Origin of the sequence: Mycobacterium sp. E3247, assembly GCF_001667785.1 — a bacterium.
Lineage (GTDB): Bacteria > Actinomycetota > Actinomycetes > Mycobacteriales > Mycobacteriaceae > Mycobacterium.
Genome location: NZ_LZJG01000292.1, coordinates 1 through 10729, shown reverse-complemented (window position 1 = coordinate 10729; position 10729 = coordinate 1). Strand labels below are relative to the sequence as shown.

10 protein-coding genes and 1 pseudogene are annotated in these 10729 nt (G+C 68.5%); 5 read left to right on the top strand and 6 right to left on the bottom strand.

Going from position 1 to position 10729, the window contains the following annotated elements; genetic code table 11:
- Both A9X04_RS15840 and A9X04_RS15835 read right to left on the bottom strand, forming a co-directional pair.
- Nucleotides 1–247 (bottom strand): annotated as a pseudogene (locus tag A9X04_RS15840) (PE-PPE domain-containing protein); the annotation flags it as partial.
- Nucleotides 248–288: 41 nt separating this feature from the next.
- On the bottom strand, nucleotides 289–1011 hold the full coding sequence (locus tag A9X04_RS15835; protein WP_067922070.1) for a GAP family protein: 723 nt from the start codon (nucleotides 1009–1011) through the stop codon (nucleotides 289–291).
- A gap of 440 nt (nucleotides 1012–1451) precedes the next feature.
- Here A9X04_RS15835 and A9X04_RS15830 point away from each other — a divergent pair, with 440 nt between their 5' ends.
- On the top strand, nucleotides 1452–2882 hold the full coding sequence (locus A9X04_RS15830; protein WP_067922068.1) for a condensation domain-containing protein: 1431 nt from the start codon (nucleotides 1452–1454) through the stop codon (nucleotides 2880–2882).
- Here A9X04_RS15830 and A9X04_RS15825 read toward each other — a convergent pair.
- The 3 genes from A9X04_RS15825 to A9X04_RS15815 all read right to left on the bottom strand — a co-directional run bounded on the left by A9X04_RS15825 (nucleotide 2865) and on the right by A9X04_RS15815 (nucleotide 5552).
- On the bottom strand, nucleotides 2865–3200 hold the full coding sequence (locus tag A9X04_RS15825) for a hypothetical protein (protein ID WP_067922066.1): 336 nt from the start codon (nucleotides 3198–3200) through the stop codon (nucleotides 2865–2867). The two genes, A9X04_RS15830 and A9X04_RS15825, sit on opposite strands and share 18 nt — an antisense overlap.
- Nucleotides 3197–4747, bottom strand: a complete 1551-nt coding sequence (locus tag A9X04_RS15820) for an MBL fold metallo-hydrolase (protein ID WP_067922075.1) — start codon at nucleotides 4745–4747, stop codon at nucleotides 3197–3199. Before A9X04_RS15820 ends, A9X04_RS15825 begins: the two co-directional genes overlap by 4 nt.
- A gap of 61 nt (nucleotides 4748–4808) precedes the next feature.
- Nucleotides 4809–5552 (bottom strand): phosphotransferase, encoded by a 744-nt coding sequence (locus A9X04_RS15815; RefSeq protein WP_067922063.1) that lies wholly within the window; start codon nucleotides 5550–5552, stop codon nucleotides 4809–4811.
- Between the two features lie 61 nt (nucleotides 5553–5613).
- On the opposite strand from A9X04_RS15815, the gene A9X04_RS15810 reads away from it, so the two are divergent.
- From A9X04_RS15810 to A9X04_RS15795, 4 genes are read left to right on the top strand one after another with little or no spacing between them, the layout of a single operon-like run.
- The gene (locus A9X04_RS15810; RefSeq protein WP_067922060.1) at nucleotides 5614–6381 is read left to right on the top strand and encodes a 1-acyl-sn-glycerol-3-phosphate acyltransferase; all 768 of its coding nucleotides are present in this window, start codon (nucleotides 5614–5616) and stop codon (nucleotides 6379–6381) included.
- A 6-nt stretch (nucleotides 6382–6387) separates the two neighbouring features.
- The gene (locus A9X04_RS15805) at nucleotides 6388–7143 is read left to right on the top strand and encodes a 1-acyl-sn-glycerol-3-phosphate acyltransferase (protein WP_067922057.1); all 756 of its coding nucleotides are present in this window, start codon (nucleotides 6388–6390) and stop codon (nucleotides 7141–7143) included.
- 14 nt (nucleotides 7144–7157) lie between these two features.
- Nucleotides 7158–7943 (top strand): 1-acyl-sn-glycerol-3-phosphate acyltransferase, encoded by a 786-nt coding sequence (locus A9X04_RS15800; RefSeq protein WP_067922054.1) that lies wholly within the window; start codon nucleotides 7158–7160, stop codon nucleotides 7941–7943.
- Nucleotides 7944–7977: 34 nt separating this feature from the next.
- Entirely contained in the window at nucleotides 7978–8793 is an 816-nt protein-coding gene (locus A9X04_RS15795; RefSeq protein WP_067922050.1) for a Cof-type HAD-IIB family hydrolase, read from the top strand.
- Between the two features lie 10 nt (nucleotides 8794–8803).
- On the opposite strand, the gene A9X04_RS15790 is transcribed toward A9X04_RS15795, so the two are convergent.
- Nucleotides 8804–10438, bottom strand: a complete 1635-nt coding sequence (locus A9X04_RS15790) for an LGFP repeat-containing protein (RefSeq protein ID WP_197509183.1) — start codon at nucleotides 10436–10438, stop codon at nucleotides 8804–8806.
- Nucleotides 10439–10729 lie beyond the last annotated feature (291 nt).

Sequence of the window (10729 nt, the reverse complement as noted above, 5' to 3'; positions counted from 1 at the left end):
CGGTGACCGGCCAGAAGCTGCCGGGATAGGGCACGACGCGCCGGACGGCGGCGGGACTGTAATAGTTCTCGTCGATCTGCGGCTGCATCGCCGGGTTGAAGTGATACAGCGACCTGAGCGGGCCATACGGGGAGGGCTCAGTTCCGGGCACTATCAGCGCGGTGTCGGCGCCGGCGACGCCGTCATCGAAAACCGTTGTGCACGTCAGCATTCCCACGGCGACGGCCCCGGCGAGCAGTTTGTTCACGAACTCTCCTCGGGCCTGTCGGTCGAGCTATAGCAGGGATGCTACCCCGCGCCGGCGCCGGTCAGTCCGAGGACGAGCATGAAGCAGCCGCCTGCCGCGACCAGGACGGCGACGTCGCGGTGGCCGCGGGATCGCAGCCAGGTTTGCAGCGCGGCCATGGCGGCCCGCGTCTTCTGCGGCGCGGCCAGGTAACCGATCAGGGGGATCTCGGCCACGGTGAATGCCACCAGGTTGAAGGCCAGCAGGGCCTGAACCTGGGCGACCGGGGCGGCATGCGAGGCCAGGATGGCCGCCATCGAGCCCATGTAGTTCGCCGACGGCAGCGACGCGCCCATCCCGCTGACCGCCGCCACGGTGAGGGAGTCGCCGCGCAAGAACACGCGTGCGCGGTCGGCCAGCCGCTGCCGGGCGTTCGGCGCCGCCCGATCCAGCAGGACAACTCCTCCGCCACCGCCGGCCGCCGCGTCGACGGGGCGGGCGACCCTGCGCAGTGACCAACTCGTGAACAACACCAGCGCGATCAGCAAAGCGACCACCCCGGAAGCGATCTGGACCTCCGCGACGCTCAGGTGGCCCACGACCGGCGCGGCCCGCAGGACGAAGAGCACCACGAGACCCGCGCCGACCCCCAGGGCGAATCCCCCGCACAAGAACACCAGCAGCTGCAAGAGCGGGCGCCGCCTGCTGAGCAGCAGGATCACCAAGCCGAGCCGTATCGGTTCGAAGATCACCGAGCCGGCCAACACCAGCACGGTGATCCACATGCTGGGCAACCGTACCGGACGCGGCCCGGGCCCGTCCGGAAACCCGCCCGGCCGACACCGTCAGCCGCTGAACTCCCGCGGGGACGGCAAATCTCGGTACCTTGTGTTCAGTCGGGCGTAATTCAGGCGTAACGCCCCACGGGGTTTCACAGCGCGGCTCCCAGCCAGAGCGGTTATGCTGAAGTTTCCCGCAGCTGAACCTGCGGCTGGAGAAATCCTGGGGGCGGCCGGACCTGCCGGTTCGGTGCCCGCCGTTATTTGGTGTCCACCAAAGGGTTTCGTGGAGGAGCGTGACACGTTCAGCCGCGGCCAGCAGCGGGCGCGCCGGCAGCTCGGCTCCGTGGCATCGGCGCGGACGGTAGGTTGCCGGAAGCATCGCTTGGTGGGCCGCTCAGCTTGGGCTATGCCGAGCCGAATAGCGCGGAGGTGCAGGGTTTTCAGTGTTTGGCATAACGACACTCCGGGACTGGACACCGCAAGCAAGCCCCGTCGTCTGCTGGCATGCTTCCCCCGCAGCGAAGGCGAAAGCCGCAGAAGCGCCGGTCAGCCCGGTGCCACCCAGCTATCAGCAAACGCAACATCTTCGGCGCTACCGCGATCACGCCGCCCGGGGCCTGGACATGTCGCGCTTGATGATCTTCACCTGGGACGTCCCGGGCCGATGTGACATCCGCGCGATGAATTACGCGGTCAACGCGCACATCCGTCGACACGACACGTACCACAGCTGGTTCGAGTACCGCGATGCGCGCCATATAGTGCGGCACACGATCGCCGACCCGGCAGACATCGAACTGGTCCCGATGGAGCATGGGCGACTGACGCCGGAGGAGTTGCGCGAGCACATCTCCACCCCGCAACCGCTGCAGTGGGACTGCTTCTTCTTCGGGGTGGTGCAGGGCGACGATCACTTCACCTTCTACGCGAGCATCGCCCACCTGTGCGTCGACCCGATGATCGTCGGCGTCCTCTTCACGGAGATCCACCTGATGTACGCGGCCCTGGTCGGCGGCGACGCACCGGTCGACCTCCCGGAGGCCGGCCGGTACGGGGATTACTGCGTCCGGCAGCGGGAGGAGATGGACGCGTTGACGGCCGACTCCCCCGAGGTGCGCGCGTGGATGGATTTCGCCGCCGGCAACGGTGGCACGCTGCCGTACTTCCCGCTGCCCCTCGGCGACCTCGCGGTGCCCTACGCCGGAAAGCTCGTCACCGAGACGCTGCTGGACGAGCGGCAGACGGAGCGGTTCGAGCGGGCCTGCGTCGCCGCGGGCGCTCGGTTCAGCGGCGGGGTGTTCGGTTGCGCCGGCCTCACGCACCGTCACTTGACCGGCGCTGATTCGTTTTCCGTGGTGACCACCACCGACACCCGCAGGACGCCGACGGAATTGATGACGACGGGCTGGTTCACCGGCTTGGTTCCGGTCACCGTCGGCGTCGGTGCGGGCCTGTTCGAGGACGCGGCGCGCTCCGCGCAGACGTCCTTCGACTCGGGCATCGAATTGGCGATCGTGCCGTTCGACCGGGTGCTGGAGCTGGCCCCCCCGGAGGCCGGGCTGGGCAGGCCACGGCCCGGCAACTTCGTGATGTCGTTCCTGGACGCAAGCATCGCCCCGCTGTCGTCAGTTGCCAACTCGGACTTGAACTTTCGGATCTACGACGAGGGCAGGGTCTCTCACCAGGTCTCCCTGTGGGTGATTCGCCTCCAGCACGAGACCAAGGTGACGGTGCTGTTCCCCGACAACCCGGCCGCCCGCGAATCGGTGGGCCGCTACATCGACGCGATGAGGTCGGCTTACGTCCGGGTCGCCGACGGCGGGCGCAGCCAGCCCTTTGCGCACACACGCGCGCCGCTATCCGCGCTGACTTAGCAACGCGTCCAGGAGTGCGGTGAACTCTTCCGGCCGTGCCGGCGTGAAGGCGGGCCGGGGCCGAATCCCCGGCACGTCCAAGGTGATCAACGTCGATTTGAACGGTCTGCCGACGTCCAGTGGCAGCCAGCGACGGAAGTCGGAGCTGCCCCAGATCCGGAACCGTTGGGTGAACAATCCCAGCCACTCGGCCTTGTATCCCCGGACGGTTTCCAGCGCAATGACTTTCGAGGTTCCCGAAGGAAAGTGGTAGCGGCGCAACGTGATCGCTGCACGGTCCAGCTGGACCAGGCCGTCGTCGTAGGACTGGCCGCTCATGCCCGTGAACTTCGCAGCTGGTGGCCCCGCGCGGTCAGGCAGTGCCCGTCGTCCAATCGCCACTGCCAGCCATGCAGGTTGCAGGTCAACGTGTTGCCCTCGACCACACCGAATTTCGACAGGTCGGCCTTCAGATGTGGGCAGCGCCGCTGGATTTCCCAGCCGTCCAGCGTGACCGACGACGAATCGTCGTGCGTCTCGGCGAACCAACCGTCGGCGTAGGCGATCCGTTCGTCGGTCAGGCACTTGAAGAACGTGTACAGGTATTCGTTGTAGCCGCCGACGCGCCACGCCCGGAACCGGGTGGACAAGAAGATGGTGTTGACCCAGTCCGGTTCCCGGTCGCGCAGCACGGTGCGGACCAGCTCCGGCGCGATGGCGAACCCGTAGCGGAACTTCTCGTCGGGAACGGGTTCGCGCACCGCACGTTTCGGGAAGTCGAGGACGACGGTCTCCGGCCCGATCACGAGTTCGACGGGATAGCCGATCCCGTCGCAGATCTCGTCGCTCTGCGACATGATCGGCTCGAACAGCGCGCGCAGCTGCTCGAGCAGCGGCTCTCCGGCGGCGGGGGCCCAGCTCGCCCGCTCCGCGGCGACGACGGGCGCCATCCGCTCGGCGTAGTCGGCGATGTAGCCCTGTTTCCCGGTGGTGAAGATCGCCTCGACCTGGTCATCGGGCAGCGGGTGGCGCAGCGAGTTCAAGGCGGTGCCGGCGAAGTCCGCGGTGGAGCCGGGGATCATCAGCAGGCCACCGTCGTGCCCGTGGCCGCGCATCTGGTCGAGGAACACCATCTGGTCCGGAAAGATGTTGGCCGCATCGTCGTGGTCGTCGTTGAGATGACGCAGCTCGGGGTCCAGGAAGCAGGGCGGCCCCGCCGACGGGATGACCCACGTGGCGCCCACCTGGGCGATGTACTGGCGGGCCCGGTCCATCTGCCGCTGCCGCTTCTGGACACCGAACGACTCCTTGGCGCGGGCCGGCATGTCGTAGACCATCGGGTACCAGATCGCGCCGGAGTACTGCAGCATGTGCACGTCGATGCGACCGAACGCCGACTCCAGCACGTCCAGGTCGACCGGCCGGGCGTCGTTCATGTTGAAAGCCGTTGTCTCGCCGTCGGAAACCACCAGAGCGGAATCACCGAGCGGACCGTCGGCCGGCGCCCGCAGGGCGATGATCATGACGTCGAGGTCGCCCTTCGGGCCGCTGATCCGGTGCTTGACCGAGGTGGTGGTCTCGAAGAACCGGTGGAAACCCAGCTCTTGCAGCGCGTTTCGCAGGTCGGGGACCGGGAAGTCGGGCAGCAGCACCACCGCGTCCTTGTTGACGTGCTCGGCCAGGTTCTTGGGGTCGAAGTGATCCTTGTGCAGGTGCGAGACATAGAGATAGTCGCAGTCGCCGAGCCTGTCCCAGTCCAGCCCGCTGTTGTCGGGGAACGGGAACCACGACGCGAAGTACGCGGGATTGACCCAGGGGTCGCAGAGGATGCGGCCCGCGGGCGTCTCGATCAGAAATCCGGCGTGACCTACGCTGGTGACCTGCACAAACACCTTCCTGGGTCCGTAGCGGCCCCATGGCCGGGTAACGGTTTTCCAGCCCCCGAGCTTAGCGCGAGGTGGCATCGCCGGCCTGCCACAGCCGTCGGTAGAAGTCGATGCGTTCCGGATCCGGCTCGACTCCGTAGGCGGCGAAGAATTCCGTGTCCCAGGCCCGGCCTGGGAAATTCCAGCCCAGTGACAGGGTCGCGACCGCGAGGTCGGCCCACCGGTCGGCCACACCGAGGTCGCCGAGGTCGACATATCCGCAGTAGCGGCCGCGCTCGTCGATCAGGATGTTGGGTGCGCACGCGTCGCCGTGGCAGACCACCAGCCGGTCGATGGGCGGTTGGCCGCCCAGCCCCGAAGCCGCGGCGGGTGGCAACGTGGCCAGCCGGGTGGCCACGGACCACTCGAAGGGGCAGGACGACACCGGCAGCCGGTCGTGCAACGTGCGCAGGCCGACGCCGATCGCCCGCACCGCGAGCTCGGGTGTGGCGCGAAGGCGGGGATGCACGGCCGATACGCCGGCTAGTCCCCGGGTGCGCAGCCAGGCGCTGCGCCCGTCGACGCCGACGCCCAGCACCGGCGGCACCGTCACGTACTTGCCCGCCCAGCGCAGGCGGGCCGCTTCGCCGGCAAAGTCGGCGGCGCGGGCGTCGGCGACCTTGACGAACTCGGCTTCGGCGTCGTCAGTGCCGATCCGGAAAGTCACACCGCCGATTTCGTTGACCCAGACGGCGCGCACCGCTCGGCCGGCGGCAAACTGGCGGACGATCGCGGGTGGCGGAACGGGTGACGCCGGGAAGGTCAAGGGACCGCCTCTTTTCGGCATGTCGGGTGACTCACAGCCGGGAGCACTAGGCTGATCAGCTGTGGAACCGGTATACGGGACTGTCATTCAACTTGCCCGCTTGACTTGGCGATTACAGGGTCTCAAGATCACCGTCGCGGGCGTCGAAAACCTGCCCAAGAGCGGTGGGGCGGTCATCGCCATCAACCACACCGGCTACCTCGACTTCACGTTCGCGGGCCTGCCCGCCTACCGGCAGGGTCTGGGCCGCAAGGTGCGGTTCATGGCCAAGCAGGAAGTGTTCGACCACAAGATCACCGGGCCGATCATGCGCAGCCTGCGGCACATCTCCGTGAACCGGCAGGACGGCGCCGCCTCCTACGAGGAGGCGGTGAGGAATCTCAAGGACGGCGAGCTGGTCGGCGTCTATCCGGAAGCCACCATCAGCCGCAGCTTCGAGATCAAGGAATTCAAGTCGGGGGCCGCCAGGATGGCGGTCGAGGCGGGGGTGCCGATCGTTCCGGTGATCGTTTGGGGCGCGCAGCGCATCTGGACCAAGGGCCACCCCAAGAAGTTGCTGCGCCCGAAGGTGCCGATCATCGTGCTCGTCGGTGAGCCGATCGCACCGACGCTGGGCGTCGAGGAATTGAAGGGGCTGTTGCACTCGCGGATGCAACACCTGCTGGAGCGGGCCCAGGAAATGTACGGGCCGCATCCGGCCGGGGAGTTCTGGGTGCCGCGCCGGCTGGGCGGCAGCGCCCCGTCGCTGGCCGAAGCCGCCCGGATGGACGCCGAGGAGGCGGCCGCTCGCGCGGCTCGCCGCGCTCGACCCGCGGGAGCGCCGGAGTAGCAATCGATGGTGGAGCCCGTCTTCCGCACGCTCGAGATCCTGGCTCGGCTGGTGGTCGTCGCCACCGACACCCAGATCTCGTACGGAGGCGAGGAACACATCCCCGGCACCGGTGGCGCCGTGATCGCGATCAACCACACCAGCTATGTCGACTTCCTGCCCGCCGCGCTGGCCGTCCATCGCCGGGGTCGCCGGCTCAGGTTCATGATCAAGGCCGAGATGCAGCAGGTGAAGATCGTCAACTTCCTGATCAAGCACACCCGGACCATTCCGGTGGACCGGGGAGCGGGGGCCGGCGCGTACGCGGTGGCCGTGCGGCGGCTGCGCGAGGGCGAGCTGGTCGGGGTGTACCCGGAGGCCACCATCAGCCGCAGCTTCGAGCTCAAGGAATTCAAGTCGGGCGCCGCCCGAATGGCGATCGAAGCGGACGTCCCGATCGTTCCGCTGATCGTCTGGGGTGCGCACCGGATCTGGACCAAGGACCACCCGCGCAACGTGGGCCGCGCCAAGGTACCGATTAGTGTGCAGGTGGGCGCGCCGGTGCGGGCGGCCGAAGACATCGCGCGGACCGACGCCGCGCTGCGCGAATCGATGACCACGCTGCTGCACCAGGTGCAACGGGGCTACCCGCACGAACCCGGGGCGTATTGGACGCCGCGCCGGCTGGGCGGAGGAGCACCGACCATCGCGGAGGCCGCCCGGATGGAGGCAGACGAGGCCGCGGCACGGGCCGCCGGTCGCAGTGGACGGCCGTCGCGGTAGGCGAAGGAGAAGACATGCCCGAGGGGTTTTACCGGTTGTGCGAGTGGATCGTTCCGCCGATGGTCGCGGCGCAGGGGACGACGTTCACCTATCGAGGCCTGGAGAACATCCCCGACCGCGGCGGCGCGCTGTTGGCCCAGAACCACACCAGCTACATCGACTGGCTGCCGACGCTCCTCGCCGTGCGGGAACGGCGCCGGCGCGCCTACTTCATGATCAAGGCGGAGATGGCAGAGGTGAAGGCGGTCAACTACGTGATCAACCACGCTCGGCTGATCCCGGTGGACCGCCGGAGCGGGCACGACGCGCTCGAGGTGGCCGTACAGCGCCTGCGGGAGGGCGAGCTCATCGGGATGCACCCCGAAGCCACGATCAGCCGTAGCTTCGAGCTTCGCGAGTTCAAGACCGGCGCGGCCCGGATGGCGCTGGACGCGCAGGTGCCGATCGTTCCGATCGTCGTCTGGGGTGCCCATCGGATCTGGCCCAAGGATCATCCGAAGAAGGTGTGGCGCAACAAGGTTCCGATCACCGTCGCCGCGGGGCGGCCGCTGCCGCCGCAGGGCACGCCCGCGCAGCTCAACGCGGTGCTGCGCGGGGCGATGAACGAGTTGCTGTACCGGGTGCAGGAGGAGTACCCGCATCCCGAAGGAGAGTTCTGGGTGCCGCGACGGCTCGGCGGCGCCGCGCCCACCCAGGAGGATTCGCGGGCGATCCGCCTGTCGGAGTTGCAGGCCCGGATGCAGAAGTACGGCACCGACGGCGTGACCCGACCGGGACAGAACCAGAGCGGCGTCCATTGATCAGACCGGCGAGCTGCGAAGGCGGGCCGTCCCGATGACCCTGCCGGCGCTCATAGCCTGCGACGTCGACGGCACCCTGTTCGACGACAACGAGACCATCACCCCGCGCACCCGCGATGCCGTGCGCGCGGCCGTCGCCGCCGGCGCGACGTTCGTCGTGGCGACCGGCCGGCCGCCCCGGTGGATACGCCCCGTCGTCGACGCGCTCGGCTTCGCGCCGATCGCGGTGTGCGCCAACGGTGCCGTCATCTACGACCCTTCGGCCGACCGGGTGGTGTCGACGCGCACGCTGCCGGTCGACACCCTGGCGGAGCTGGCGGAGCTGGCGACGCGCGTCATCCCGGGCGCGGGTCTGGCCGTGGAGCGCATCGGCGAGCGCGCCCACGACACGGCGACCCCCCAGTTCATCAGTTCGCCCGGCTACGAGCACGCCTGGCTGAACCCGGACAATACCGAGGTGTCGATCGAAGACCTGCTCAGCGCGCCGGCGATCAAGCTGCTGATCCGCCGCAGCGGGGCCCGCAGCGCCGACATGGCGGCCGAACTGGCCAAGCATGTCGGCCTCGAGGGCGACATCACCTACTCCACCAACAACGGACTCGTGGAGATCGTGCCGCTGGGCACCAGCAAGGCCACCGGTGTCGACGAAATCGCCAGGCCCCTGCAGATCACCAGCGGGGAGGTGGTGGCGTTCGGCGACATGCCCAACGATCTGCCGATGCTGCGCTGGGCCGGCCATGGGGTAGCGATGGGGAATGCCCACCCCGAGGTGCTCGCCGCGGCGGACGAGGTCACCGCCGCCAACAACGATGACGGGGTGGGCCGGGTGCTGGAACGCTGGTGGCTCTAGCGTCTCGCCACTAGGTGGCGGAGGGGTGCGCGGGCAGCGAGAAATGTTCTGGCGCGACGGTCGGTCCACTCGGTGATTGCGTGGTGAGCGGGGTCGTGATCCCCTCCGCGACCTCGGTGACGTTTCCGGTGAGCCGCTCGTAGTTCAGCGTGCCGTGTTGGAAGTTCTGCGTGATCTGCAGCGGCTCTTGAATTTCCGCGCTGGTCGGCAAGCCGAGCGGGCCGCGTTCGTAGCTCAGCGAGGCCCAGGCGTCGTAGATCGCGCCGGTGACGGGTTGGGCGCCGGTTTCGGGCGACCAGTACATCGCACCCCGGGCGAACGTCACGTACCGCGCGTCCCCCTCCGCGCTGTCTTCCGGCGACGTCGGCGCGCCCAGCACGCTGTTCATGGCACCGATCGCCTGCCAATGGTCATAGATCGCGCCGCCCTGTAGCGCCTTGATCAGTTCCTCCGGGGGGTCGTTGAAATGCGAAGCGACGTCGCGCACTTCGTCCATGAGCGCGTAGGCGGCGTTGCCCGGGCAATCGGTGTTGCCGACATCGCGGTGGGTGAAGATCGTCGGCAGCGTCGCGACCGAACCGGCCGCGAAGGTGGTGTAGTGGCTGCCCGCCGACTCCAATGCCACCGTGCCCTTGGGGTCGACGCCGTCCAGGCCCAGCCGCCAGCCGAGCAGTCGGCCCAGCGTGCGCAGCTGGATCGGCGTCGGCGGTACGTCGTCGAAATTGCCGATCATCGCCACACCCCAGGTGTTGCGGTTGAACCCGCCGGTGTGGAAGGCCTCGACCGCTTTGGTGAGCCCACCGGCGCTGCCCTCGAAGACCTGGCCGTATTTGTCGACCAGGGCGTTGTAGGCGATGTCGCACCAGCCCAGGGTCTTGCTGTGATAGGTGTAGATGGCTTTGACGATCCCGGCCGATTCCAGCGGCGAATAGTCGTTGCTGCCCGCGGTGTGGTGCACGACGGCGGCGCGAATCCCGTTGTCGTACTGCGGACTACCGCATCGCAGCGACTCGTCGGCGCCCCACTCCGCCCGGCTGATGATGGCGGGCGCCTGGCCGGGCATCAAGACTCCCGACGGCGGCGTCCATTGCTTCTTCGGCGGCGCTTGCGGCGGGGAGATGAGGATGGCGGAGATGTTCTGCCCGAAGGGTTGTTCCCGCGACGCCGGCTTGTAGCCGAGGCCGGTGCCGGTGGCGGGCGCGGGCGGCCCCTGGGTCACCGGCGCATCGATCGGCCGGGTGACCGCGATCTGGACGGTCGTGGTGGTGCCGACGAACACCGGATCGGTGCCCCGGGGTCCCTCGAGTGACCCGGCCGCCGTCGCCCCGTCGGGCGCCGCGGTCTCGTACTCGGTCTGATACCAGGGCCCCCACGAACCGTCGGGGTGTTTCGCCCGTACCCGGGTCGACGTGCCGGCCAGGTCGCCGGTGAGCGCGACGAGTGAAAACGGGGTGGCCTGGCTGATGTCGCGAACTGTGACGCCGCCGCCCAGCCCGATCAGCGGCTGTTCGGCCAGCTGGGTGCCGTGGGCGGGCGGCGGGTCGGCGGTGCCGCGATCGCGCGTCGTGTCCGCCACCCAGGAGACGATGACCACGGTCGCCGCGATGGCGGTGAGCAGCGTCGTCGGCCCGCGACTAGGAGACACCAGGCGATGTTACTTGTGTTTCTGATGTTAATGATGAGACGACACGAACTGGGCGGTGGGAATCTGGACAAAATCGACGGCACCGCAGAAAAATTCTGCGGTGCCGTCTGGTTGAAGGGTTCCCCGGAGGTCTAGACGGGAGGCAGGACCGGCGCCGCGCCCGCGGCGGCCGGCAACGCACCGGCAGCGCCGGCCGCAGCCGGCAGGGCACCCGCGGCGCCGACGGCACCTACCCGATCCTCGGTGACCCGTCCTCCTTCGGTAACGGTTCGCCGGTCGGCGGCGGGACCG

What these genes read in the sequence shown, in the direction of transcription:
- A9X04_RS15805 (WP_067922057.1), top strand. Translation starts at nt 6,388, where the DNA reads ATGGTGGAGCCCGTCTTCCGCACGCTCGAGATCCTGGCTCGGCTGGTG.
- A9X04_RS15795 (WP_067922050.1), top strand. Translation starts at nt 7,978, where the DNA reads ATGACCCTGCCGGCGCTCATAGCCTGCGACGTCGACGGCACCCTGTTC.
- A9X04_RS15800 (WP_067922054.1), top strand. Translation starts at nt 7,158, where the DNA reads ATGCCCGAGGGGTTTTACCGGTTGTGCGAGTGGATCGTTCCGCCGATG.
- A9X04_RS15825 (WP_067922066.1), bottom strand. Translation starts at nt 3,200, where the DNA reads ATGAGCGGCCAGTCCTACGACGACGGCCTGGTCCAGCTGGACCGTGCA.
- A9X04_RS15835 (WP_067922070.1), bottom strand. Translation starts at nt 1,011, where the DNA reads ATGTGGATCACCGTGCTGGTGTTGGCCGGCTCGGTGATCTTCGAACCG.